This is a genomic window from Streptomyces sp. NPDC002133, from assembly GCF_040296405.1.
GTDB lineage: Bacteria > Actinomycetota > Actinomycetes > Streptomycetales > Streptomycetaceae > Streptomyces.
The window spans coordinates 14,772-38,842 of record NZ_JBEOXF010000072.1 but is presented as its reverse complement, the minus strand read 5'-3'; the positions used below and the strand labels follow the sequence as shown (position 1 = coordinate 38,842).

21 protein-coding genes and 2 pseudogenes are annotated in these 24,071 nt (G+C 69.2%); 6 read left to right on the top strand and 17 right to left on the bottom strand.

All coding sequences use genetic code 11. The features are described 5' to 3' along the window. The coding region (locus ABT078_RS37305) for a hypothetical protein (RefSeq protein ID WP_351235934.1) at positions 1-239 on the bottom strand (239 nt) is incomplete at its 3' end. Between the two features lie 165 nt (positions 240-404). Then, positions 405-536: pseudogene (locus ABT078_RS37300) on the bottom strand (tyrosine-type recombinase/integrase); the annotation flags it as partial. Between the two features lie 207 nt (positions 537-743). Here ABT078_RS37300 and ABT078_RS37295 point away from each other — a divergent pair. After that, a complete protein-coding gene (locus ABT078_RS37295) occupies positions 744-1,205 on the top strand; it encodes an ATP-binding protein (RefSeq protein ID WP_351235932.1) in 462 nt (153 codons plus the stop codon). Between the two features lie 599 nt (positions 1,206-1,804). Here the strand turns inward: ABT078_RS37295 and ABT078_RS37290 are convergent. Then, positions 1,805-1,990, bottom strand: a complete 186-nt coding sequence (locus ABT078_RS37290; protein WP_351235930.1) for a hypothetical protein — start codon at positions 1,988-1,990, stop codon at positions 1,805-1,807. 615 nt (positions 1,991-2,605) lie between these two features. On the opposite strand from ABT078_RS37290, the gene ctaD reads away from it, so the two are divergent. Beyond that, a complete protein-coding gene (gene ctaD, locus ABT078_RS37285) occupies positions 2,606-4,315 on the top strand; it encodes an aa3-type cytochrome oxidase subunit I (RefSeq protein WP_502981500.1) in 1,710 nt (569 codons plus the stop codon). Then, a complete protein-coding gene (ctaF, locus tag ABT078_RS37280; protein ID WP_351235928.1) occupies positions 4,312-4,701 on the top strand; it encodes an aa3-type cytochrome oxidase subunit IV in 390 nt (129 codons plus the stop codon). The genes ctaD and ctaF overlap by 4 nt, the downstream gene beginning before the upstream one ends. A 24-nt stretch (positions 4,702-4,725) precedes the next feature. Here the strand turns inward: ctaF and qcrB are convergent, their stop codons facing one another. Continuing rightward, positions 4,726-6,366, bottom strand: coding sequence for a cytochrome bc1 complex cytochrome b subunit (gene qcrB / locus ABT078_RS37275; RefSeq protein ID WP_351235926.1), 1,641 nt, complete (start codon positions 6,364-6,366; stop codon positions 4,726-4,728). A 536-nt stretch (positions 6,367-6,902) separates the two neighbouring features. On the opposite strand from qcrB, the gene ABT078_RS37270 reads away from it, so the two are divergent. Then, the gene (locus tag ABT078_RS37270; RefSeq protein WP_351235924.1) at positions 6,903-7,274 is read left to right on the top strand and encodes a hypothetical protein; all 372 of its coding nucleotides are present in this window, start codon (positions 6,903-6,905) and stop codon (positions 7,272-7,274) included. Positions 7,275-7,473: 199 nt separating this feature from the next. On the opposite strand, the gene ABT078_RS37265 is transcribed toward ABT078_RS37270, so the two are convergent. Continuing rightward, entirely contained in the window at positions 7,474-7,989 is a 516-nt protein-coding gene (locus ABT078_RS37265) for an aconitase family protein (RefSeq protein ID WP_351235922.1), read from the bottom strand. 101 nt (positions 7,990-8,090) lie between these two features. Then, entirely contained in the window at positions 8,091-8,441 is a 351-nt protein-coding gene (locus ABT078_RS37260; RefSeq protein ID WP_351235920.1) for a hypothetical protein, read from the bottom strand. A 207-nt stretch (positions 8,442-8,648) separates the two neighbouring features. Between ABT078_RS37260 and ABT078_RS37255 the strand changes: the two genes are divergently transcribed. Beyond that, the gene (locus ABT078_RS37255; RefSeq protein ID WP_351235936.1) at positions 8,649-8,852 is read left to right on the top strand and encodes a cold-shock protein; all 204 of its coding nucleotides are present in this window, start codon (positions 8,649-8,651) and stop codon (positions 8,850-8,852) included. A gap of 390 nt (positions 8,853-9,242) precedes the next feature. Here ABT078_RS37255 and ABT078_RS37250 read toward each other — a convergent pair whose 3' ends face one another. The 6 genes and pseudogenes from ABT078_RS37250 to ABT078_RS37225 form a co-directional block, all read right to left on the bottom strand. Continuing rightward, positions 9,243-9,968, bottom strand: coding sequence for a hypothetical protein (locus tag ABT078_RS37250; protein WP_351235918.1), 726 nt, complete (start codon positions 9,966-9,968; stop codon positions 9,243-9,245). A 179-nt stretch (positions 9,969-10,147) separates the two neighbouring features. Further along, positions 10,148-10,279: pseudogene (locus ABT078_RS37245) on the bottom strand (IS110-like element IS110 family transposase); the annotation flags it as partial. Between the two features lie 305 nt (positions 10,280-10,584). Next, positions 10,585-11,898, bottom strand: coding sequence for a serine/threonine-protein kinase (locus tag ABT078_RS37240; RefSeq protein ID WP_351235916.1), 1,314 nt, complete (start codon positions 11,896-11,898; stop codon positions 10,585-10,587). A gap of 431 nt (positions 11,899-12,329) precedes the next feature. Beyond that, complete coding sequence (locus ABT078_RS37235) at positions 12,330-13,349, bottom strand: hemolysin family protein (protein WP_351235914.1); 1,020 nt, start codon at positions 13,347-13,349, stop codon at positions 12,330-12,332. Next, positions 13,346-14,692, bottom strand: coding sequence for a hemolysin family protein (locus tag ABT078_RS37230; protein WP_351235912.1), 1,347 nt, complete (start codon positions 14,690-14,692; stop codon positions 13,346-13,348). The genes ABT078_RS37235 and ABT078_RS37230 overlap by 4 nt, the downstream gene beginning before the upstream one ends. 622 nt (positions 14,693-15,314) lie before the next feature. Continuing rightward, positions 15,315-16,022, bottom strand: a complete 708-nt coding sequence (locus ABT078_RS37225) for an alpha/beta fold hydrolase (protein ID WP_351235910.1) — start codon at positions 16,020-16,022, stop codon at positions 15,315-15,317. Between the two features lie 195 nt (positions 16,023-16,217). Between ABT078_RS37225 and ABT078_RS37220 the strand changes: the two genes are divergently transcribed. Then, positions 16,218-19,070 (top strand): helix-turn-helix transcriptional regulator, encoded by a 2,853-nt coding sequence (locus tag ABT078_RS37220; protein WP_351235908.1) that lies wholly within the window; start codon positions 16,218-16,220, stop codon positions 19,068-19,070. A gap of 243 nt (positions 19,071-19,313) precedes the next feature. On the opposite strand, the gene ABT078_RS37215 is transcribed toward ABT078_RS37220, so the two are convergent. The 5 genes from ABT078_RS37215 to ABT078_RS37195 form a co-directional block, all read right to left on the bottom strand. Next, a complete protein-coding gene (locus ABT078_RS37215) occupies positions 19,314-22,091 on the bottom strand; it encodes a helix-turn-helix transcriptional regulator (RefSeq protein WP_351235906.1) in 2,778 nt (925 codons plus the stop codon). 34 nt (positions 22,092-22,125) lie between these two features. Continuing rightward, positions 22,126-22,419, bottom strand: coding sequence for an alpha/beta fold hydrolase (locus ABT078_RS37210; RefSeq protein WP_351235904.1), 294 nt, complete (start codon positions 22,417-22,419; stop codon positions 22,126-22,128). A gap of 50 nt (positions 22,420-22,469) precedes the next feature. Continuing rightward, positions 22,470-22,868, bottom strand: a complete 399-nt coding sequence (locus ABT078_RS37205) for a PIN domain-containing protein (RefSeq protein WP_351235902.1) — start codon at positions 22,866-22,868, stop codon at positions 22,470-22,472. Next, the gene (locus tag ABT078_RS37200) at positions 22,865-23,149 is read right to left on the bottom strand and encodes a hypothetical protein (protein ID WP_351235900.1); all 285 of its coding nucleotides are present in this window, start codon (positions 23,147-23,149) and stop codon (positions 22,865-22,867) included. Before ABT078_RS37200 ends, ABT078_RS37205 begins: the two co-directional genes overlap by 4 nt. 274 nt (positions 23,150-23,423) lie before the next feature. Next, positions 23,424-24,023 (bottom strand): sigma-70 family RNA polymerase sigma factor, encoded by a 600-nt coding sequence (locus ABT078_RS37195; RefSeq protein ID WP_351235898.1) that lies wholly within the window; start codon positions 24,021-24,023, stop codon positions 23,424-23,426. Between the last annotated feature and the right edge of the window lie 48 nt (positions 24,024-24,071).

Below are 24,071 nucleotides of genomic sequence, written 5' to 3'. Positions count from 1 at the left end.
ATCCGCATCGCCGGAGTGAGGAACGGCAAGGCGTCCTGGAGCCAATCGCGGCAGGCCAGGTCGCTGTGATATTCGCAGACCCACGAGGTGTCGAAGCCCTTCTCGACATGCACCACGAAGTCCTCCCAGGACTTCATCTGACGATAGAGGCTCGGAGCACCGTTGAACCGGTCAGACAGGAGCTGTTGAGCACGATCGGCAGACGCATAGTCCTCGGCGGTGAGTTGCAAAGCATCCACGCCGCACAGCGTCCCAGACGCGGACCGGCACGTCACCCACCAAGTGCCGAGCATCAGTCGCCGTCGGTGGCAACGGTCAGAGCATTACAGCAGGTCAGGGGAACATACCGGTGGCCGCGACTCAACCGTTGGTCAGCTCTGATGAAAGGCCGAGGCTAGACCGCGCTAGGCGTCGCCCACCGGATCCGCACCAGAAGGCTGATCACGGCCCTTCAGACGAGCGGCCCGCACGAGCTTGTCGAGGCCGCTTGCGACCTCCTGCTGACGCTCAATATCCGAGTGCTGGTAGATCAACGCCCCTCCATTCCCGGGCCGCCGCACGCATGCCGTCCACGTGCTGCGCCCGCCTCGCAGCCCGTCAGCGGGCTTGTATGACCGAACTGGCATCAGCCACGGCTGTGACCGGTGTCACAGGACAGAGCGCCATCCGGTCCATGTCCAGTAAGAGACGAATACGCCCATATGTTCCCAGGCGCCCATTGCCAAGCGATCCGAGGTCACGCGATGACTAAGACCACGTTCAGCACCGATCAAGTCACACTCGGTAGGCAGACAAAAGCCCGCACCCGCTCGCTCAGCCCGGCCCAGGTCGCCTCCTGGACACTGCCGAGCGACGACACCACTGTCCGCCGCGCCCGGGACCTGGCCGCCGGTCAGCTGGTCGAATGGGGACTGGAAGGGCTCGAGGACTCCACGAAGCTGATCGTCAGCGAACTGGTCACCAACGCCGTCCGCCACAGCACCGGCCCGATCGATCTGTGTCTGACCCGGCACGAGGTCCTGACCGTCGAAGTGTCGGATACCGGCACCTGCTCCCTGCGTCCGCGTAACGCGGGCGCTTCCGACGAGAACGGTCGCGGCCTCTTCCTGGTCTCCCAGCTGTCTCGCCGATGGGGCACCCGCCCGGTGCCGGGCGGCAAGGTCGTCTGGGCCGAGGCGGACCTTGCCCACGCATCCGGCCGCTGATCGATTGCCCGTCGGCGCGCCGACGTCAAGCACGTGAGGTGACCGATCCCGGCACCGCTGGACACTGGGGTGGCCGTCTCGTCGCGGCGGACCGTGTCAATCTTTGAGCCCGCGTGCCAGATTCGTGCCAGATCCAGCGGTCAGCCGCGGTCAATCGAGGGCGACCACGAGGCTCGCACGCTCGCAACGGCAGTCCCGGCGTCCTGACGGGACGAGGTGGGCAGATGCATCAGAGATCACCGCCAGGCTTACAAAGCGGTGGTCATGCTGCCTGCCGTAGCCCTCTCGCCCACTTCCGGCGGTGCGACAATAAGCCCATTCCCAGCACCCGCAACGACTCAGTCGAAGGTCTGTCCGGTCACGGGGGAGAACCCTCCCTCGGCGGTCTGCGCGGGCTCTACGCAGATCGCCACTCTTCTCGGCGGAAGGTGCCAGTACCTGCGTGGCCTCACCTACCTGCGCGAGGGCCAGTACCGCACTGGTCGGCGCCTGGTCACCCTCGGCATGTCCGCCCTCGAACAGGCTGAGGCCACACACGAACGCAGGGTCGTCATGGGCCGATACCATCTCGGTGCGGCGGTCGGTCCACTGCGGTGTGCTCACGCATAGGCCTTTCGGGCGGGTCCGGCAGCGCGTGCTGCCAGGGCAAACGCCTTCTCCATGAGGGCGTCGGCCGTGCCGCTGACGATCCGCTCGGCGCGGGCGCGCAGCTTGTCGGCCTCGGTCCTGCCCCGGGTCGGAGCAACGTGGTTCGCGTACTCGGTGAGCGCGTTGCATCCGGCCACCGCGTGCCCCGGATACCGGCCTGGGTGTCTGCGGTCTCGAACAGGTGGGAGATCTGCCCCCACCGCTGCCGCTGGTTGGTCTTGGTGGTTGACGCCGTATGCGAGCAGGGCGAGGAGGTCCGCCGCGGCGTCGAGGTCGGCATCCGGACCGAGTTGACCCGGGGCCTGAGCGGTGGCGACCGCCGTGTGCAGGACTTACCACAGCTGACGGTGGTACTGGTCGAGGAGGGAGCGGAACTCCGAGTCATTGTTCTCGCCGCCGGTGTGCGCGTTGGGGACCATGCAGGCCCTTTCGCGCGAACGCCCCCGAGCAGCGCGCCGCGATCAGCGCGGCGAAGAATTCGGCGATGACGGGCAGTTCCGCGCGTCCTTCGCACTACGGTCTCCCGGGCCCTGTCCGGATCGAAGTGCTAATGTCCGGCATGCCTTACTCCCAGCAATCCTGAAACGAGGGTTCTGCCGTGGCGAGCGGGACGATCACCCGCGCATCATGCATCAGCCGGTGAACTGGTGAAATTCGAGAGTGCATCAGCCAGTCGCATGCCTCGCGCGTGTGCGTGACCCCACCATCGATGCCAGCAGTGGGAAGTCGCGTGCAGGGCGGACAGGGGAACGATGTCGCAGGATCAGCAGGAGCCTGCACTGGCCGAGCCGGTGACCAACAGGCGCATCAGTGCCGGCGTCAGGATCATGGGGTGGCTGACGACCACGGATCACAAGGTCATCGGCAACCTCTACATGGTCACTGCGTTCGGGTTCTTCCTGCTGGCCGGGCTGATGGCCATGGTCATGCGAGCGGAGCTGGCACGGCCCGGTATGCAGGTCGTCAGTGCCGAGCAGTACAACCAGCTCTTCACGATCCACGGCACGGTCATGATGCTGTTGTTCGCCACTCCGATGTTTGCCGGCTTCGCGAACGCCATCATGCCGCTGCAGATCGGCTCGCCCGATGTCGCGTTTCCCCGCCTCAACGCGCTCACGTACTGGCTCTTTCTCTTCGGCGGGATCATCGTGGTGTCCGGGTTCGTCGTCCCGGGCGGTGCGGCCCACTTCGGCTGGTTCGCCTACGCCCCGCTGAACAGCTCCGTCTTCTCGCCCGGCGCCGGGGGAGATCTCTGGACCATGGGCCTGGTGCTCTCGGGGATCAGCACGACCCTCGGATCCGTCAACTTCATCACCACGATCGTCTGTCTGCGCGCGCCGGGTATGACGATGTTCCGGATGCCGATCTTCACCTGGAACATCCTCTTCACTTCGATCCTCGCGCTGCTCGCGTTCCCGGTGCTCGCCGCCGCGCTGCTCGCCCTCGAAGCCGACCGAAAGTTCGGGGCACATATCTACGACTCCGCCAACGGCGGCGCCCTGCTGTGGCAGCACTTGTTCTGGTTCTTCGGCCACCCCGAGGTCTATATTGTCGCGCTGCCCTTTTTCGGAGTGGTGAGTGAGATCATTCCCGCGTTCAGCCGAAAGCCGATGTTCGGGTATTTCGGCATGGTCATGGCCACCATCACCATCACCATGCTCTCGGCGGTCGTCTGGGCCCATCACATGTTCGCCACGGGAGCCGTCCTCCTGCCGTTCTTCTCCGCCATGTCGTTCATCATCGCCGTGCCCACCGGGGTCAAGTTCTTCAACTGGATCGGCACCATGCGCAATGGAAGCCTGTCCTTCGAGACGCCCATGCTCTGGGCGGTGGGTTTCCTCGTCACATTTCTCCTCGGCGGCCTCAGCGGCGTGCTCATCGCCTCGCCCCCGCTGGACTTCCACCTCACCGACTCGTACTTCATCGTCGCCCATCTCCATTACGTGCTCTTCGGCACTGTGGTATTCGCGATGTTCGGCGGATTCTATTTCTGGTGGCCCAAGTGGACGGGACGCATGCTCGACGAAGGATTGGGGCGCATCCACTTCTGGACTCTTTTCATCGGATTTCAGATGACCTTCCTGGTCCAGCACTGGCTGGGCGAGTCCGGCATGCCCCGGCGCTACGCCGACTATCTCGCGGCGGACGGCTTCACCCTCCTCAACACGATCTCGTCCATCGGCTCCTTTCTGCTGGGCCTGTCGACACTGCCGTTCCTGTACAACGTGTGGCGCACCTGCCGTTACGCACCGAAGGTCGAGGTGGATGACCCCTGGGGGTACGGCCGCTCCTTGGAGTGGGCGACCTCCTGTCCACCTCCGCGCCACAACTTCCGGGCTCTGCCCCGCGTGCGTTCCGACTCGCCGGCCTTCGACCTCAACCACCCGGAGGCGCTCGAGAAGCCGCGCCTGGGCCGAGGCTCCACATCCACTCCAGACGCCTCAGGGGAGATCAGCGAATGAAGACCGAGGCCATCGTCTTCGCCGGGGTCGCAGGGTTCTTTCTCGTGACCGACGTTCTCTACGCCGCGTGGTCCCGGGATCCGGCCGGAACAGCGGCGCTCACCGTCTCCCACCTCATGGCGTTGCTGATCACGTTCTTCTTCGCCACCAACTACCGGCGAAAGGGGCTCCGCCCCGAGGACCGCAGTGACGGCGACGTCCATGAGCGGTCCGGTCCGGTGGACTTCTTCGCTCCCAACAGCGTCTGGCCGCTGTTCACCGCTGCGGGAATGACCCTGGCCGCCCTGGGGATCGTGTTCGGTCTGTGGCTCTTCCTCATCGGGCTGGGCGTGCTGCTCGGCGGGATGTTCGGAATGGTCTTCCAGTACGCCCGCCCGCACGACTGAGCCGCCAAAAGCCCCGAGGATGTATCACTCCTGGCGCTCGACGACCGGCTCGGGCGGCGCCGTCCGTTCCGCGATCACGGACCTCTGCTCGTCCGTGGCGGGCAGCTCCACGACGTCCCCGTAGTACCAGCCGCTCAGCACGGTCCGCAACCGCCGCCGACGCGAGACCGGGCCCTCAGCGGGGAGCTCCAGGGGCTCGGGCACATCGCGCATCAGGATGCGGTAGCGGGCGCCCGGAGTCAGGGCACGGTGGCCTTCCGAGAGACTTCCGTATGCCGACTGGGTCACCTGCCCGGTCTCCTCGCCCTCGGTCAGCCGTTGGCCGTCCCGCATCTGAAGGGCGAGGCAGAGCCGCTTGGTGACCGCGAAGGCCAGGACCGGAGCGACGATCAACGCGATCCTGAGGATCCAGGTAGTGGCCTCGATCGAGATCCGGAACGCGAACGCGACGATGTCGTTGCCGCCAGCGACCAGAAGAACGGCGTAGAAGACGACGGCCGCCACGCCCAGCCCCGTTCGGGTCGGGCGGTTGCGCGGCCGGTCGCACAGATGGTGTTCCTTGCGGTCGCCCGTCACCCACTTCTCGAAGAAGGGATAGAGGAACAGCACCATGAAGACGACTCCGGGCAGCACGACCGCCGGAATGAACACATTCCACATGATGGTGTGGCCGGCCACATTGGTCTCCCACGGCGGCATCAGCCGCAGCGCGCCCTCCAGGAATCCGACGTACCAGTCCGGCTGAGCGCCGACGGACACCTGGTCAGCGCGGTAAGGGCCGTACTTCCATACGGGGTTGACCTGGGCGAGCCCTCCCATCAAGGCCAGCACGCCGAAGATCAAGAGGAAGAAGCCGGTGGTCTTCGCGGAGAACTGGGGGAACGCAGGCGAGCCGACGGCGTTCTTGTTGGTCTTCCCCTGGGCCGCCCAGTGAGTGTGCTTCAGATAGACGATCAGAATGAGATGAGCGGTGATCAGCGCCAGGATCAGGCCGGGCAAGAGCAGGATGTGCAGGACGTACAAGCGTGGGATGACAATATTTCCCGGAAACTGCCCGCCAAAGACGAAAAGCTCCAGATATGTGCCGACGATTGGAATCGATCCCACGATGGTGGCCGCCGTCCTCAGGCCGGTCCCGGACAGGAGATCGTCGGGCAGCGAGTAGCCCGCGAAACCTTCGATAAGCGCGAGCATGAACAGCGTCACGCCCACGATCCAGTTGGCCTCCCGCGGCTTACGGAAGGCTCCGGTGAAGAAGATCCGCAGCATATGGACCGCGATTGCGGCCACGAACACCAGCGCCGCCCAGTGATGGATCTGACGGATCAGCAAACCTCCCCGCACCTCAAAGCTGATGTTGAGGGTCGTGGTGTAGGCCTGGGTCATTCTCTCACCCTGAAGGGGCGCATACGCACCGGTATAGACGCTCTCCATCATGCTCGGGTCGAAGAACAAGGTGAGATACACGCCCGTGAGCAGCAGCACCACAAAGGAGTAGAGCGCGATCTCACCAAGGAGAAACGACCAGTGATCGGGAAAGGCCTTGCGCAACAACTGCGTGGCGAGCTCACTGACGGGCAGTCGCCCGTCCACCGCCGTGTACCCGCCTTTCGCCGCCTGCCCGGCCCGGGCCCTGAGCTCCGCCCTGCGCTTCCGAGGGGGCATGCATCACTCTCCCGTCGATCCCCTGCTCGGAATATGGGTAACCCATTGCCCGACGAGATTACGCAGCAGCGCGGGATCGGCCCCTGATCGGCCGACCGGCGGGCGCACGACGTCGACCGCAGCGCCGCGGAGCAGCGGCCAGCCGCGACCCGTTCCCCGCGCTGCTGCTCGCGCTCGACGAGGGCGCGGTAGGCGGCGTGGTCCAGGAGCTGGTCCCAGTCGCCGCGCCCGGCACTGCTGCACGATCTTCGGCTGCTCCTCGGACGGGTACATGTACCCCTGGCAGCGCACCACCAGCTGCGGCTGGGCGTCGTCGACGCTGGAATCGGTGACCGGCCGCGCCCCGACGAGCTGAGCGAGTGCCGTTCTGCGGCAAGAAGATCACCAACGCTGCGAGGTGCCGGTCCGAGCGGCATGATGGGCATGTGCTCGGCGCCACCGCTCACATCCGGCCGGCAACGCCGGACACCCGACGACGACCCGGTCGGGCCGGCACCGCATGGCGCCGGCCCGATGGCGCCCGGAGGGAGTGAGCCATGGCGCGCTTCGGAGTGGTCGGTGAGGAACTGGTGGTCCGCCTGGCGTGCTGGGAGAAGGCTGTCGTCCGACGCTGGAAAGTGAGTGCCCCGCTGGCCGCGGTCGAGAGCGTCACCGTACGGCCGGAGTGGTGGAGGCTCCTGCGGGGGATACCGGGCCGACGCCTGGTGGTGCCCGGCGCGGTCTGTCTGGGGACATGGCGGCATCGCGGCCAGGAGTTCCTCGCGATCCGCCCGCGGCACCCGGCGGTCGTCTGCGTCGACCTGCGCGCGCCGTCGCACTTCGTGCGTATTGCTGTCAGCTCGCCGCACCCCGAGCGGATGGCGTCAATGATCCGCAGCGCCATGAACCAGGCCCGGCATCGGCCCTGATCTGCCGGTTTGATCCCGGCATACAGGTGTGGGCCGGCGCGGTGGGCCGCTTCGTCACCCTGGACGACATGACTCCGTTCGCCGTCGATGCCTACCGGTGGTCGGCGACTGACGGCGCCTCGTCGAGAGCTGAGTGGACCGCGGTCGGTGTAAGGTCACGCCGCTCTTCATGGCCGCGACGGTGCTGTTCGCCGTGTGGTCAGCCTGGTGGATACGCACGCCGGCGGTGACCAGGTCCAGAGTCGCCCCCATTGTTGTGAGGTCTGCCAGGATCTCCCGCGAGGTCGGGTTGATGTCGAAGCTGACCTCCGCACTCGTCTGACGGCCCCTGACCACAGGCGTTGCCCGGCGAGGACGGCTTGGCGATCAGCGGCTCCAGCGCCGACAAGTCGATCTCCTCCTCTATGTCATACGTGGCGTCCGGGTCGGGCAGGATCTCGGTGAAGTCCTTCTCCCTGCCCTCAGCGGCCAGGAACGCCCGCGCCGCGCCGTCCGCGGGGAACACGGTGGCGGTGGCGCCCAGTTCGGCGCCCATGTCGGCGATGACATGGCGGTCCATGGCCGACAAGCTGGCAAGCCCCGGACCGTGGTATTCGATGATCCGGTGCACGCCGCCGCACACGCCGTGCCGCCGCAGCATCTCCAGGATCACGCCCTTGGCCGACACCCCCGCGGGCAGCTCGCCAGACAGCCGTACGCTCCAGATCTGCGGCATACGGATGTGCAAGGGGGCGGCGGGCCATCGCCATCGCGACGTCGATCCCGCCTACGCCGATGGCGAGCATGTCCAGCGCCCCGGCGGCGCAGGTGGGGGAGTCAGACCCGGCCAGGGTCTTCCCGGGGACGCCGAACCGCTGCATGTGCGTGGGAGACCCCGTTGCCGGGCTTGGAGTACCAGAGTCCGATCCGGCGGCAGGCAGAATGCGGGAACAGATGGTCCTCGGCGTTCTTCTCATCCGCCTGCAGCAGATTGTGGTCGACGTACTGGACGCTGACCTCGGTCTTCACCCGGTCCAGCCCCATCGCCTCCAGTTCCAGGATGACCAGCGTGCCGGTCGCGTCCTGGGTCAGCGTCTGGTCGATCGCAAGTCCGATCTCCCGGCCGGGGCGCATGTCCCTGGAGACCAGGTGCGAGGCGATGAGTTTCAGCGCGACGTTGTGTCCCACGGCCCCTCCCTCCCGTAATCAGGGTGCTCCGATCAGGAGGCCCGATGGGGCCAGGACCAGCACGGCGTGAACTCGCCGCAGGCATCTGGTTCACGGTGATTGCCCCACCGTGGGCAGGGCATGGGCGTGGCCGCTTACCATGGTCACGGGCAGCAGTGACGATCGCACCGCAACCGTCGTTCGCTTCGCCCCATGGAGGAGATCGAAATGGCTACCGGCACTGTGAAGTGGTTCAACGCGGAGAAGGGCTTCGGCTTCATCGAACAGGATGGCGGTGGCCCGGACGTGTTCGTCCACTACTCGGCCATCGCCAGCACTGGATACCGCGAACTCAACGAGGGCCAGAAAGTCCAGTTCGACGTGGTTCAGGGCCCCAAGGGTCCGCAGGCCGAAAACGTCACACCCGCCTGACCCGGTCCTGGACCGCATGCGCGAGGGCAGTCCGATCAGCTGCGATTGAAAATTGCGGCTCCGCGGGTGACGGGACCTGGCTGCGGTTCCGATGGGGCCGTTCGGCCCTATTGCAATGACCAGGAAGCGGCGGGCAGGAGCGGCACGATGATCGCGGCCGTGGGGCACGCAGATCTGACCGCGGCCAGGAGCCGATGCAGGGAGGGCTGTGTGGCGAGTCACAGGCACGGTCCGAAGTGACCACCCGGAATGCCAGCCCGAGTACCTGCGCCCTCTGGCGGGATGCGGCCAAGCCGCGCGGCGCCGGTGGACCTCAGGATCGAAGGATCGGAAACTTCCTCGGGTCAGACGGACTGGCGTGCCGCAGGACGACGCGCCGCCGTGGCGGGATCATCCTGACGCTTCCCGGTAGTGCGGACGGCCGATCTCGCGGGCCAGGTCCAGGCCGAGGACACGGTCCAGGTGGACGAAGGTCTCGAACTTCGCCCCGGCTGGCACGTCACTAGCCGTCTCCAGATCCCGCAGTAGGCCGAGTACGGCGGGGGTGCCGAGTCTGTTCTCCAGCTCGCAACGGACCGGCCGCAGGCGGTCGGCGGGCATTGGCTTCGACGGCAGCTCTGACCAGTCGGCTACGGCACGCCGCCATCGCGCCAGCCTGCGGCGGGCCACATCGAGGGCATCGGCACGGAGCACGACCGGTTCGTAGTGGGCGTAAGAGAGCAGGAGCAGGCGTACGGCGAGCGGATCCTGCCCCTCAAGTCCCACCAGGGACACGGTTGTGCGTGCCTCCGCGACCTGGACAGAGGCCCCGCTCCCGCCCTCGTACGCGCGGGCAGTGACATGTACGCCAAGTGGCTCGCTGTGCACGTCAACGATCTGGTCCGGGGGCCCGTGTACGTCGGCCGGGCGGATACCCATGGCATCAGCCGATGCCACTTTCGGACCGATCCACCTGACAAAGACGGGCATGCCACGGAGTTCGAGGACGCGCGCCAGCACATCCGCGACCAACAGCACGCGCAGGCCGGTCAGACCACCCGGCTCACCGGGCGGCGGCACATGGGCACAGATCCGCAGCGGCCCACGGCCAGCCAGTTCGTCAACCTCGCGCAGCACATCGCCGAGCCTAGGCGCCCCGGCGCGACTCCACATCTGCGCGACCCGGACTCGGTCGTTGCGTGCAGCCCGAAGGGCTCTCCTGCTCAGGGCTCGGGGGTGCCTCCACGTCCTTCGTCAAGGTTGCGAGGGCTCATCCGGTGGCCGGCTCGGGGGTGCGTGACTCGTAGAAGGTTCCGCGTTCCGGTGCCGGGGACGACGACGGTCTGCGCGTCCAGGGCATCGAAGATGTCGCTGACCAGGCGTTCGGCCATGCGCGGGGCCTTGGGACGCATGAGGCTGATCAGCCGTCGGGGTCCTGCCTTGCGCAGAAATGAGCCACGAAGGTGCGGCCACGAGCCCCGCGGACGCGATCTTGGAGGCGGCTCTCTTGGGCGCGATGCCCACGGCTGTCACGAGCGGCGCGGTAGGGGCGTGCGCTCATGCCGTATGCGGATGCCTGGAGCGGCGGCGTATGACGTAGTGGGGGAGGAGGAGTGGCAGCGCATCGACATCCGGTGGGGTCGCAAGACCGGCTGATGCGAGGCTGCCCCGGAGACGGCGGTCTCGTCCCCCGCTCCCCAGGGCGCGTGTGGGGCGAGCGGGCAGGGCGCGGCTGTCCCGACTGCCTGCCTGTTCAGTCGTCCTCTTCCTCTTGACGCTCGTCTGCTCGCTTCCGCTCCTTCTCCCCCCTCTCGCTGTCCTGCCGCTCGTTGCCGCCGCTGTCCTCCTCCGACCGGTCCGCGGCGCTGGTTGGGAGGAGCCCGGTGGAGGGGGAATCGGTCGGGGAGGCGCCCGGCGCCGGGGCCGTGGCGGGGCTCGTGGTTCCGGGCGCGTCATTTCGGGGGCTCTCCGCCGAACTGTGCTCAGGCGAGAACCACAGCATGCCGACGAGCATCGCGGCCAGGAAGATCACCGCTCCGGCGGCTGTGGTCACCATCCTCGACCGGTGCGTGACGAGGTCGCGGATCCCCGTTCTGGCCTGGCGCCGTGGCCTGGATGACCGGGCTGTGTGTCCGGCGGCGGACGGCAGCAGGTACGTGGTCGCGGGGCTGGCTTCCGGAACGTGGCGGATCGGTCCGGAGGGCTGAGCTGCTGCTGGCGCCGACTCTGGTACGGCGGTGGGAAGTGGCTCGGGCCGCCCTTGCCAGGAACCAGTGGCGAACCAGTCGGCGACCTCCTGTGTGGAGGGCCGGTATTCGGGCTGCTTGACCAGTAGGCCGAGGAGGTAGTTCTCGAAGGCGGGCGGAAGTTCGGCGCCGAGTTGGCGGGGCGGAACGGGGAAGGAGTCGAGGTGCTGGTGGAGGATCGCGACGGCGGTGTCGGCCTGGAACGGCGGGTGGCCGGTGAGGAGTTGGTAGAGCACGCAGCCGAGCGCGTACACATCGCACGCCGGACTGGCGGGATGTCCCAGGGCGCGTTCTGGGGCGAGGTAGAGGCTCGTGCCGACGATGTGTCCGGTCGTGGTGAGCGCGGCGGCTGGGTCGTCGACGAAGCGGGCGATGCCGAAGTCACCGATCTTGAGAGTGCCGTCGGTGTCCAGAAGGAGGTTGGCGGGCTTGATGTCGCGGTGGACGATGCCCTGCTGGTGTGCTGCGGCGAGCCCGGCTGCAGCCTGGGCGGCGATCCGCGCCACCTGTGCGGCGGGCAGTGGGCCGGTGCAGGTGAGGCGGCGGGCGAGGCTGTCGCCCTCGACCAGTTCCATCACCAGGAAGAGACGGTTGTCGTGTTCGCCGAAGTCGAAGATGCTGACCACGTGGGGGTGGTTGAGCATGCCTGCGGTCTGGGCCTCCAGCCGGAAGCGTGCGGCGGCGGTGGGGTCGGAGTCCTGGGGGAGGAGGAGTTTGACGGCCACCGGTCTGCCGAGGGTCTCGTCGAAGGCCCGCCAGACCTCCCCCATTGCGCCTCGCCCGATCGGGGTGTGCAGCCGGTAACGGCCCGCTATCAGCACCTGTGGTTCATCCTCATGCCGTGAGACGTCTCGATCGCCGCAGCCCGTAACTCATCGCGTGGTCACGGGTGATGGTGGTGGGGGCAGCGACCCCAGCGTACCGGCCACGACGTGAAAGGCCGGCCATGCGGGAGCGTTGCCAGCGGTGCCGCGCGGAGATAAGGCCGACAGCCCTCTTTGAGCCCGCAGGCATGACCTGTAGCAGCGCATCGAGGGCTCATATCCACGCACCGGCGATCGTACGCGCACGGCGGCCTCGTCCACGTCAGCACCGTCCCAGGCTGTGGCTGTGTCCTTGCCAACTGGTTGCTGGACGGTGAGCCCCGTGCCCGCGACGAGGAGAAGAGCCGGAGCGGACGGCTTTCTTCTCCTGCCAGCGCGGCCGTCCACCCTGAATGCGGACCCCTGGTGGTCAGGGTGCTCTACCGGGGTCACACCGTCTGCGGCCCCATGAGCCGGACGATGAGGTCGTCGAGGCTGACCAGTCCGGTGAGCCTGCCGCTGTGGTCGCGTACGACGGCGAGTGAGGCGCGGCGCTGGCGGAGCTGTTCGACCGCGTGGGAGACGGTGTTGTCGGATGTCAGCTCCGGGACGGGGCGGGCGAGGTCGCGGGCGGTCAGGACGCGGCCGTGGGTGCGGGCGACGAGCGCGTCGCGGGCGTGGACGGAGCCGAGGACCTGCTCGCCGTCACGGACGAGGAGGCGGGTGCGGTCGGCCGCGGCGGCTTGGGCGAGGATCGTGTCGGGGTCCGCGTCGGCGGGGACTGTCACGATGTCCTGTGCCGGGACCTGGAGGTCGGCGACCGGGGTCTGCGGTTCGGTGAGGGAGCGGGTGATCAGGTCGGAGTCGGTGGTGTTGATCAGGCCGAGGCGCTCGGATTCCTCCACCAGGTGGGTGAGCTGCTCGCGGTTGTGTACGGCGGTCAGCTCGTCGCGCGGCTGCACGCGGCAGAGACGAACCAGCGCGTTGCTGACCTTGTTGAGGAGCCAGATCAGCGGTCGTACGGCCTTGACGAGGGCGCGGAAGGGCGGGGTGAGGAGCATCGCCGAGCGTTCCGGGTGGGCGATGGCCCAGGACTTGGGCGCCATTTCACCGACGACCATGTGGAGAAAGACGACGATGATCATGGCGAGGGCGAAAGCGATGCCGTAGCTCAGTCCGGCGGGCAGAGCGAGCTTCTCCAGGAGCGGGTCGACCTGGTGGGAGATGGCGGGCTTGGAAATCGAACCCAGGCCCAGGGTGCAGATGGTGATGCCGAGCTGGGCGCCGGCGAGCATCAGGGACAGCTCACGCATTCCGGCGAGTGCGGCCTTGGCGCCGCGCTGCCCCTCGGCAGCGGCCTTCTCCATGCGGTGCCGTTTGGCGGCGACCAGGGCGAACTCGGCGGCGACGAAGAAGCCGCTGCCGATCAGCAGCAGGACGGTGACGAAGACTGCCATCGGGAAACTCATGCCTTCGGCTCCTGCTCCTGGGCCTGATCCTGATCGATGATGAGGCGCTCGATGCGTACCCGCTCGGGGACATGGCGGTCGAGGCTCAGGACCTCGATGTCCGCCCAGCCCTTGTCGGGCAGGTCCACGGTGAGGCGGTCACCGATCGCCGGGAACCGTCCGAGGCGGTCGATGATCAGGCCGGCCACGGTGTCGTAGTCGTCCTCCTCGGGGAGGCCGATACCGGTGGCGTCCTCGACCTCGTCGAGGCGACGGCCGGCGTCCACCAGCCAGCCGCCCCTGTCGGCGACCGCGAGTTTGACGACGGTGTCGGTCTCATCCGCGATGTCACCGACCAGCTCCTCGGCGATGTCCTCGTAGGTGACGATGCCGGCGACGCCGCCGTGCTCGTCCAGGACGACCGCGAACTCGTCGTCCCGCTCACGCATCTGCGCCACGGCCTGGGGCAGTGGGAGGGTGTCGGGCAGCAGCAGGGGGCGGCGGGCCGCCTCGCTCGCGGTGGTGCGCTCGAAGCGGTCGGCGGGCAGCCGCATGAGTTCCCGTACGCCGAGGACACCGGTGATGTCGTCCGGGTGGTCGCCGAAGACGGGGTAGTTGGAGTGACCGTGCTTGGCGATCAGCTCGACGGCCTCGGCGAGGGTGGCGTCCTTGCGTACGAACATGGCGTCAGCGCGCGGCACCATCACTTCGTCCAGGGTGCGCTCGGAAAACTCCAGGGCGTGGTCGAGGAGCTCGGCGGTGTCGGCGGGCAGCTGGCCCTGCTCGTGGGATTCGCCGATCAAGTGGCTGAGCTCTTCGAGGGTGGCGCCGTGGTGGAGTTCCTCGACCGGCTCGATGCCGACCTTGCGGAGCAGCTTGTTCGCGGCGCCGTCGAAGATGTGCACGACCGGGCCGACGATTTTTAGGTAGATGAGGGTGGAGGACGCGAGGGACTTGGCGAGGCGTTCGGGGACGGCCAGCGCCAGATTCTTGGGCGCCAGCTCGCCCAGCACCATCTGCAGCACCGTGGCCAGCACGAAGGCGAGGACGACGGAGATGGCCGAGACGGTGCCGTCGGACAGGCCGAGGCCGTCCAGCGCGGGCTTGAGCAGTGCGGAGACGGACGGCTCGGCGAGGAAACCGACGACCAGACCGGTGACCGTGATGCCCAGCTGGGCGCCGGACAGCATGAAGGAGAGCCGTCCGAGGACCTGCACGGCGCGGGCGGCACGCTTGTCGCCCGCGCCGGCCTCACGAGCGAGGGCGAGACGGTCGGCGGCGACGTAGGCGAACTCCTGGGCGACGAAGTAGCCGGTCCCGGCGGTCAGGACGAGGACGGCCAGCAGGCCCAGTGCGGCGTTCATCGGTCACCGCCCCGCATGCCACGGTCACGTGCAGTCCGGCGAGGCGGTCGGGGTCGCCGCCAAAGCCGCCGCCACCTCCGGCGACGGCAACAGCTTCACCTGCACCACGACCTTCACCCCATCAACCTAACCGCCACCACTGACAACAGCCGAAAGCACAGGCCACGACCAATGCGCAGAGACCTCCGCCGCTTCGCGGCTCCGCGCCGAGCACCCATTCCTCCCCGGCCTGAAGGACTCCGTTGGTAAATGGACAGGGCGGACATCCTGGCTCTCACTCTGGCTGTGAGTGGATCACTTGACCTGCGGGTCCGTGAGTCATAGCGACCCCCATGGCCAGCGGTTCGTCCCTTTCCCAACGGAGTCCTGAAGGCCGGGGCCTCCTGGGAGAAATCAGGTGAACGTACGGCGGGTAGCCATGACTGAACTCCTCTAGGGTGGCCGTGAGTTGGATCCGCCCCGCCCAGGGCGGGATCTCGCCCTGGGCGGGGCGCTGTGCGGGCGCGTCGGCGGCCGCGGCTCTATGGCGGCTCTATAGGTGTCGCAGCCGGAGTCTCCGGCGTGGGATCGGGTACAGGCGGCGCTGCGGGGTTACGGCATCGTGGCGCGTATGCCCGATGTCTCAGGACTGCCCGCTCCGCCCCTCTGCGGCCTGGGTGATGAGCGCGGCCACTGTGTCCGGGCGTGAGACGTGGACGGCATGGCTGCCCGGGGTCTCGGTGACGCTCGCTCCGGCCCGCTCGGCCATGGCTCGCTGGGCGGGCGGCGGGATCATGCGGTCGTCGGTGGCGACCAGGTACCAGGAGGGCTTCGTGCGCCAGGCCGGCTCCGAGACGGCTCCGCCGAGCGCGTCGACGCCCCAGGGGACCTGGGAGTCGGCCATGAAGGTGGCCTGCGCCTCGGAGAGGTCGGCGGCGAAGGAGGCGGCGAACTTGGTCCGGTCGAGGAACAGGAACCCGTCGTTGGGCGGCAGGATCGGCGGGACCGGTGCGCCGGGCGGCGGGTCGGCGATCAGCGTGCTGACCGACTCGCCCTTGTCGGGGGCGAACGCGGCGATGTAGGCGAGGGCGGCGACGTTCGGGTGGTTGCCGGCTTCGGAGATCACCACGCCGCCGTAGGAGTGGCCGACCAGGACCGCGCCACCGTCGAGGCCGTCCAGGACCTGGTGCGTGGCGGCGACGTCGCCGGCCAGCGACAGGGTCGGGTTCTGCACGACGGCCACCCGGTAGCCGTCCGCGGTCAGCTGCTCGTAGACGCCCTGCCAGCCCGATCCGTCCACGAAGCCGCCGTGGACAAGCACGACGTTCCTGATCTGTGCGTTCTCGCTCATCACTTCTCCTGGGTTCATCGGACCGATGAGGTTGTGAACGACGCTAGGAGCGAGCGGGAGGTCACGGATTCCGTCATGTGACGTATTTCAGGAGACGCCAAGTACAGGGGATCTCCAGCCGGTTGTGACAGCTGGGTTAGGGTGGCCGGGCTGGCGGCGGGAGCGCGCGGCGATGTGTCAGGGGTGGGGGGCGTGATGGCGGCTACCCAGAGCCGGCTGCTCGGCCGGGAGCAGGCTTTGAGTGCTGTGGACGTGCTTCTGGACCGGGTGAGCGGCGAGTTGTCGATGGAGGCAGCAGGGCCCGAAGCCGGGGCACGGGAACGCACCCTGCTGCTGCTCGGCGAGCCCGGCATCGGCAAGACCTCGCTGCTGGAGGCTGCGGCCCACCGCGTCAAGGAGCACGGCGGGCAGGCCCGTTGGGCCGTGGGCCGCCCGGAGGAAGCCGGACTCGCGTTCGGTGGGCTCGACGCGCTCCTGCACCCGTGGCGCACCACCGTGGCCCACACCGAAGCCGACGACCGCGCGGTGCTCGAATCGGCCCTGCAAGGCGGAGAGACAGCCACGACAGGTACGCTCGCGCTTGCCGGAACGCTCCTTCGAACGCTGTCCCGCTGGGCTGACACGGGACCGGTCCTGGTGGTCATCGACGATCTCCAGTGGCTCGACCGGTCCACCCAGGACCTGCTGAGCCTGTGCGCCCGCCGCCTCCAGGGAGAGCCCGTGGGCTTCCTCCTCGCGTCCCGCCGCGCAGGTGTGCCGCCCGGCTGGCTGCGCCAGAGCACGGTGCACCGACTGGAGAACCTTGACGATGTGAACGCCGCGCGCCTGCTCGACTCTGTTGCGGCGCCGACGCACGGGCGCACCCGCCGTCAGGTGATGCGGCAGGCGGGCGGAAACCCTCTCGCGCTGGTCGAGCTCGCGCGGGCGGCAACCCTCCACTCGCCCCGAGAGGAGCCGGCCGGGCTGGAACTCCCGCTCACCGAGCGCTTGGAGCAGCTCTTCGCCGCGGACCTGGACGCCCTGGCCGAGCCCGTCCGACGCCTGCTCCTGCTGGCGGCCGTCGCCGACCCGCCGGACATGGCCGCTCTGCCCGAGATCCTCGGTGACGTCCTTGCGTCCGAAGCCCTGGAGTCACCTGGCGACGCCCCGCTCACCCGGTCCGCCCCGGGTGAGACGACCGGCCGTGCCGGCGTGGCGAGGGCCGCCGCCGAGGCGTGGTCCGCAGCGGAGAAGGCCGGGCTCCTCACCCTGCGCGAGGGGGCGATCAGGTTCCGCCACCCCCTGGTGCGGTCCGCGGTGCTGGCCGCTGCTCCTTTCGGCCAGCGCGCCGAGGCGCACAGCCTGATCGCGTCCGCCGCCGGCCTTGATGAGGACCGCCGGGCCTGGCACCGTGCCGCTGCGACCGTCACGGTGGACGAGGCCGTCGCCGCGGCGCTCGAGGCGACCGCGGAACGCGCACGCCACCGGGGCGGCTACGCGGCAGCCGCGACGACCCTGGAGCGAGCCGCTCAGCTCAGCCCTCGTACCGACGACCGGGTACGCCGCCTCAACGCGGCCGCGCAGTATGCGATGCTCGCCGGGCATCCGCGATGGGTGGCGGAGCTCACCGCGGCCGTGGCAGCCGATGCCGGTACCGCCGATGCCCGCGCCGAGGCAGACATGGGTGCCGGGTGGGCCCTGGCCCTGACCAGCCGCCACCCTGAGGCAATGGACCGGCTGCTGGCAGCGGGTGACGCCTGGGCGGCGGCGCGCCCGGAACTGGCCATCGCACCGCTCGGAACCGCGTCCATGGTCGCGTACACCAGCGGCGACCCGCGTTTCCGCACAACCATCCTGGAGCGCTACCGAAGTCTGCCGCACCAGCAACCGGACGCCTGCAGTACGTGGGTCCTGGCCGGTTGTGACCCGTTCGGCGCCCGCGACGAAGCCCTCGCCCATCTGCGTCACGCCTCCGCCCTCGACCAGAAGCCGATAGAGGCCTGGTCGATGCTCGGGGCCGCCGCCTGGGCGCTGGACGAGACCGAGACGGCCGTGCACCTGCTCGGCACCATGATCGAGCTGTACCACCAGTCGGCCACAGCGGGCGCGAACGCCACCGTGGCCTCGACGCACGCGATGGCCCTGTTCGAGGTCGGCCGCTGGCCCGCCGCCCTCACGGCGCTCGAGGAAGCCGATCGTGCGGCCGCCGCAGGCGGCCTGGAGCTCGCGACCCTCAGCAATCAGATCCTGGACGGCGCGCTGGCCGCCGTACGCGGGGACAGCCGACGCGCCCGGCAGACGCTGGCCGACGCCACCCGCGACTTCGACCTGCAGGGGACACGTACCTTCGAGATGCGCGTCCGGCACGCGAACGCGCTGGCCGCGCTCGCCGAAGGCGATCACCAGACGGCCTACTTCCACCTCAGGCGGCTGTTCCGACGCGACGGCAGCCCCGTCCACTTCCACAGCTCCTATTACGGACTCGCTGACCTGGCGGCCAGCGCGGTCCGTATCGGGCACACCGACGAGGCGCAACGCACCCTCGACACAGCCCTGGGCCAGCTGCCCACCACGATCTCCCTGCGGCTGCAGCTCATCCTCAGCAGAGCGAAGGGCCTGCTCGCAGGCGACGCCGACCTCGCCGAAGACCTGCTCCGCGAGGCGGCGTTCACACCAGGCGGCGAACAATGGCCATTCGAACGCGCACTCGCGCTCGCCGACCTGGGTGAGTGGCTGCGCCGCCGCCAGCGACCGACCGACGCCCGCGCACCGCTGATCGAGGCGCTGGAGCTCTTCCAGGGCCTGGGCGCGCCCCCGTGGAACGCCCGTGCGACCGCGGAGCTGCGGGCCGCCGGCGTCGACACGGCCCAGGCGCGGCAGCGGGACGCGGTGATGGACCTCACCCCGCAGCAGCTGGCGATCGTGCGGCTCGCCGCGCAGGGACTGTCCAACAAGGAGATCGCGGCCCGGCTGTTCCTGTCCCCGCGCACGGTCGGCTTCCACCTCAACCGGGCGTTCCCGAAGCTCGGCGTCACCTCGCGCTTCCAGCTGCGGGACGTCGTCGCGTAGGGCTTGTCCGGCGGGCGGTCCTTCGAGCTTCGGCTCCTCCGCGGACGTTGCCGCCGCACCGGCGTGGAACAGGGACACCAGCCGCGCGAGCCGGGGACGAACTCGGATGACAGTCGGGCGTGGCAAGCAGGTCCACGCCCCGGCGAACCGGGACACGGACCCGCCCACAGCCGGCCCAACCGCCTGGGCACGGCGCGGTGCCTGTGATCACGGTGGCCGTCGCGTTGCCCCGGCCACCTGGCCTCAGCCCCTGTGCAGTTGATCGAGCGCGTCGCGCAGCGCGGCTCGTGACGTCACCCCGAGTTTGGGGAAGAGCTGGTACAGGTGCGTGGAGACGGTGCGGGAGGAGAGGAACAGCCGTGCGCCGATCTCCTTGTTGGTGAGGCCGGCGGCCGCCAGCTTCGCGATCTCCCACTGCTGCGGCGTCAACGGCACTGCGGAGCCGGGCGTGCTGCTGTTACCGTGCCGGCCTCCGGCGGCGCGCAGCTCCTGGACCGCGCGCTTGGCCCAGGGAAGGGCGCGTAACTGCTGGAAGGCGTCCGCCGCGGCGGACAGGTGGCGCCGGGCCGCGGTGGTGGCTTTGGCGCGGCGCAGGTGCTCGCCGTAGTACAGCAGGACGCGCGCCCGGTCGAACGGCCAGCGCTCGATTCCCGGAACCGCCAGCGCCTGCTCGAACCACGCGCTCGCCCGTGTTTCGGCCGTCAGCCCGGCGGCGGCGAGGAGCAGCATCTGCAGCCTCGGTGAGATCGCGCCTAGGCCCGCTTCTCGCGCGGCGGCAACGTGGGCGCGGGCCTGGGCGGGCCGCCCGGTCCGTACGGCGGCTTCGGTGATGTCCAGCAGCAGCCACAGGGCGTGCCGGGCGAACTCTGGGAAGGCACCCGCCGGGGCGACGGCGGTGGCCTGCCGGAACGCCTCCTCGAAGTCGCCCCGGCCGAGCGCGGCCAGGGCCCGGACATGCGCGGCATAGGCATGCACGGCGCCGGCCTGCCGAGGTCCCGCCCACCGGTCCATGTCGTCGGCCAGGGCGCAGGCGACGCCGCTGTTGCCCTGGATCGCGGCGTGCGTGGCGAGGAGGAACTGCCCGGGCCAGGACGGCATCGCGAAGCCGTGGTCCTGGCACAGGGCCAGCCCTTCGTGGACGACGCGGTTCAGCGACTCCCGCTGCCCGGTGTGCAGGTAGTGCAGGCCGAGCAGGAAGAGCGCGTCGATGGCTGGGGCGATCGCTTCGCCCTTGCGGCCGGCCTCAGCCACCCGCAGGAGCGCTTCACCACAGTCGGCCAGCCGGTCGACGTAGGCGGCCGCGATGCCGACGCGGACGATGTGCACCGGATCGGACTCGTAGGTGAGTTCGGCGATCGCGGTGTCCAGGCGGGCCAGGTCGTCCGGGGTGCAGCGGGCCGGGTCGGCGAAGGTCGCCCGGGTGACGGCCAGGATGCCGGTATCCGCGGTGAACCTGCCCAGCGCGGCGTCCAGCGGCCGCCACAACTGCGGCCGACCGCCAAAGAAGCACACCAGAAGCCACGTGTGGAGCGCTTCGGTGAGGGTCGGATCGTGCGCGTCGTACGGCTCGCGCTGGAGGGCCACCGCCGCACCCAGCAGCCGGTGCGCGGTGTCGATATCACCCGAACCGTTCAGCAAATAGGCGGAGCTCGCCACGGCGGCGACCAGCGGACCCGGACCAGGTGCCGTACGGCGTGCGTCGTCCAGCAGCCGCGGCACGTCGTGCAGATCGCCGGTGACTTGGGCGCCGACGTACGCGGCCTCGGCGAGCCGTCGGGCCCGCTCGGCGGCGTCGGGGGTGAGGTCCGCCGCGCGCAGCAGCGAGGCGATGGCGATGGAACCGTCACCCCGCCGGCTCATGCTGCGCGCCGCGTGCTCCAGCAGCGCCGCTATGCCCGCGTCCGGAGTGACGGTGGCCTGCCCCAGATGCCAGGCCCGTCGCTCCGGCTGATCGGCGAGCGGCCGGGCGAGGGCGAGGTGGGCGCCCCGGCGCTGATCGCTGGTGGACAGCTCGACCACGGCGGAGCGGGTCAGGGGATGCCGGAAGGTCAGGTGCCCGGTGCGGTCGTCGATGCGGATCAGCTGGGCGCGCTCGGCGGGGCCGAGCTGCTTCAGGCTGCACCGGCCGGCGACCACCGCCTCCAGAACTTGTAGATCCCCGGTGCCCTCCAGGGCGGCGAGCAGCAGGATGTAGCGGGTGACGGCCGGCAGCCCACGCACGCGTGCGGCGAACGCGGCTTGCAGGCGGCTGCTCATGGGCAGCTGCTCGGGGAGCCCCTGTGCCGTGCGCGATGAGTCGCCCAGGGACACGGGGAGTTCTAGCAGAGCCAGCGGATTGCCCTGCGCCTGTGCCATCAGGCGTTTGCGGATCCGGGGGGCGAGCGCGGGGTAGCGATCGGCCAGCAGCGTGTCGGCAGCCTGGTCGCTGAGCGGCTGGAGGAGATGCTCGGGCAGGCCGCTGCGGTCGAAGAAGCTGTCGGCCCCCGGCCGCAGCGCGCACAGCAGCCCGGCCTTCGTACCGATCAGCCGACGGGCCGCGAACCCGAGCACCAAGGCGCTGCTCGCATCGAGCCACGGCAGATCATCGACGATCAGCACGAGGGGGTGCTCGCGCGTGAGGCGGGCCAGCAGCGCCCGCAGCGCCCTCGCGACAGCGTCGGGCGCGGGCGCCGGTCCGCTGCCGTCCCCCAGAGCGACCAGCAGCGCCGGGCGGTGGACTGGGCTGAGGCCCTGGGCCTCGCCGATGACCGGGTGGAGAAGCTGCTGCAAGCCGCTGAAACTGGTGCGTGCCTCGAACTGCGCCCCGGTGGCATGCAGGACCGACACACCGCGGCCCGCCGCCCGGGAGGCGGCAGCGTCCAGCAGGGCGGTCTTCCCCACGCCGGGCTCGCCGGAGACCAGCAGGGTGCTGCCGACGGTGGTCAGGCCGCCCAGGAAGGCGTCCATGCGCCGCAGGTCTGCCTCCCGGCCGACCAGGGCAGTCAGCGGTGTCGCAGTCTGCTCTACCTCGTTCGTGACCACGTCGCGCCCCTCTTCCCAGGTGGACCGGATGCGATCAGCGTGTGCCGAAGCCGGCGTCCGCCGCTTCTGTCACACGACCTGACCTGCCGACTCCGCCGCCCTCGGACACGAACCGGTCGACCGCGCGGGCGAAGAGTCCGGGCTCCTCCAGGTGCGGGAAGTGCCCGCTGTCCTCGAAGACCGCGAGCTGCGACCGTGGGATCAAGGCGTGCAGCTCCTCGGCCCAGCGGACCCCGCAGATGAAATCGTGCCGACCTACCAGCACCAGAGCAGGCGCCACGAGCGCGTCCAACCCGGCACGGTCGTCCACGGTGTCGGGGACGACCACCGGCACAGTGGCGCCGGTGGCCGCGTAGGGCTCGCGATCGAGGACGCTCGTCAGTGAAAGCCGAGCATGCCGGGCGAGTCGATGTCGACCGTCACGATGCCAGGCGGGTAGGCGTCCTCGCGGCCGGTCAGCAGGATGGACATGCCGGTGAACTCCGGGCGCGGGAGTGCACAGTACAGCGCGTGGCACGTGTCGGCGCTGCCGTAGCCGTCGCGAATCATCGTGCCCACGCTGACGGCGGAGACGGTGTCTAGGCTGTCGACGACGACGGCGGAGAAAGCAAGCACGCGGCGGGAGATGTCTTGGTCCTCGGCTTCGGCCTGCATCAGGCACAGGGCCGGGACAATGAGGCGGTCGCCGGGGGTACGCGCCATGTTGCCCGCGAGCAGGTTCAGCGTCTTGTGCCCGTCGGCGAGCGCCTTGACAGCGCTGGTGTCGAGAATGATCACGCGGCGGCGTCCCGGGCGGCCCGGGCCTTTTCGGCAGCGATCTTGTAGATGTTGCCCAGGACGTCAGGAGCCTGGTCGAACTCCTCGTCGCTGATACCGACCCCGATCACACGGCGTACGACCTCGCGGTCCGCGGCCAACCGCTCGGCACGCTGCGCGGCGGTCGGCTGCTCGGCGGCCAGGACCTCGACAAGCTGCCCGATGCTCAGACCGCGCTCCTTTGCGAGCTCGGCAAGGTGGTCGCGGGTCTCCCGGGGAACCTGGATCGTCGTCGTGGCCATAGCACCACTATAGAGCCCCCACAGACACCTGTGGAAGTGGCTGCGCAGACGAGACACGGACGAACCCCAGCCTGTCGCCCGAGGCGGTAGAGCGGTAGAGGTGACGAGGCTGGCGACGATCAAGAGGCACCGGCCGATCGGGCTCCGCGCCGGGATAGGCGCCGCACCGGCGAACCGTGCCGCCTCCCTCTGGGCAGCGCGACGGACTGCGCCCGCAGGAGGTTCGATGGAGGCTGCGACCTGCCACCGGGTGGCGGGCACAATGAAACGCCGGTCAACCCTCACCCGCAGCCCGGAGGCGAAGTCGTTGCAATCCCCGGCGGGCCTGGCTCTTGACCGTGCCGAGCGGCAGGCCGGTGCACTCGGCGATCTGGACGTGTGTGAGGTCCTCGTAGAACGCCATGCAGAGCACCTCCCGTTGTTGCTGGGGAAGTCGCAGGAGCTCGTCGACGAGGAGTACACGCTCAATGGCCGCCTCAGGGTTTGAGCTTGCCGCCTCGTGTGGTGCCGACGTGGCGGCAGTACGGGCGGCCGCTTCGACCAGCCGTTGGCGCCGTGTTCTGGCGGCGAGCGCATCGACGATCTTTCGGCGGGTGATGCCGACGAGCCAGGCGCCCAGCGGTCCGCGCTCGGGGTGGAATCCGGCTCGCCCGCGCCAGGCGGCGAGGAAGACCTGTTGCGTGACGTCCTCGGCCTCCTGGGGGTCGCCGAGACAGCGGCTCGCCATGGTGTGGACGAGAGGGTTCCAGCGCTTGTAGACAGCGGCGAAAGTGACGTCGTCCGCGGCGAGTAGGCCCCAAGCGAGTTCTTCGTCGCGCTGCGTGCTCTCGGTTGGGGAATGCCACTGTTCGACCGGTCGAGTGATCGTAATCATCGTTCCGTTCCTCCTGCCGGAGCCGCATGTGCAGGTCGGTGCCGAGAG

Bases quoted from the DNA above. Each gene is read 5' to 3' on its own strand.
- ABT078_RS37295 (WP_351235932.1), top strand. From the start codon at position 744: ATGACTAAGACCACGTTCAGCACCGATCAAGTCACACTCGGTAGGCAG.
- ctaD (WP_502981500.1), top strand. From the start codon at position 2,606: ATGTCGCAGGATCAGCAGGAGCCTGCACTGGCCGAGCCGGTGACCAAC.
- ctaF (WP_351235928.1), top strand. From the start codon at position 4,312: ATGAAGACCGAGGCCATCGTCTTCGCCGGGGTCGCAGGGTTCTTTCTC.
- qcrB (WP_351235926.1), bottom strand. From the start codon at position 6,366: ATGCCCCCTCGGAAGCGCAGGGCGGAGCTCAGGGCCCGGGCCGGGCAG.
- ABT078_RS37270 (WP_351235924.1), top strand. From the start codon at position 6,903: ATGGCGCGCTTCGGAGTGGTCGGTGAGGAACTGGTGGTCCGCCTGGCG.
- ABT078_RS37265 (WP_351235922.1), bottom strand. From the start codon at position 7,989: ATGCCGCAGATCTGGAGCGTACGGCTGTCTGGCGAGCTGCCCGCGGGG.
- ABT078_RS37255 (WP_351235936.1), top strand. From the start codon at position 8,649: ATGGCTACCGGCACTGTGAAGTGGTTCAACGCGGAGAAGGGCTTCGGC.
- ABT078_RS37235 (WP_351235914.1), bottom strand. From the start codon at position 13,349: ATGAGTTTCCCGATGGCAGTCTTCGTCACCGTCCTGCTGCTGATCGGC.
- ABT078_RS37230 (WP_351235912.1), bottom strand. From the start codon at position 14,692: ATGAACGCCGCACTGGGCCTGCTGGCCGTCCTCGTCCTGACCGCCGGG.
- ABT078_RS37225 (WP_351235910.1), bottom strand. From the start codon at position 16,022: ATGAGCGAGAACGCACAGATCAGGAACGTCGTGCTTGTCCACGGCGGC.
- ABT078_RS37220 (WP_351235908.1), top strand. From the start codon at position 16,218: ATGGCGGCTACCCAGAGCCGGCTGCTCGGCCGGGAGCAGGCTTTGAGT.
- ABT078_RS37200 (WP_351235900.1), bottom strand. From the start codon at position 23,149: ATGGCCACGACGACGATCCAGGTTCCCCGGGAGACCCGCGACCACCTT.
- ABT078_RS37195 (WP_351235898.1), bottom strand. From the start codon at position 24,023: ATGATTACGATCACTCGACCGGTCGAACAGTGGCATTCCCCAACCGAG.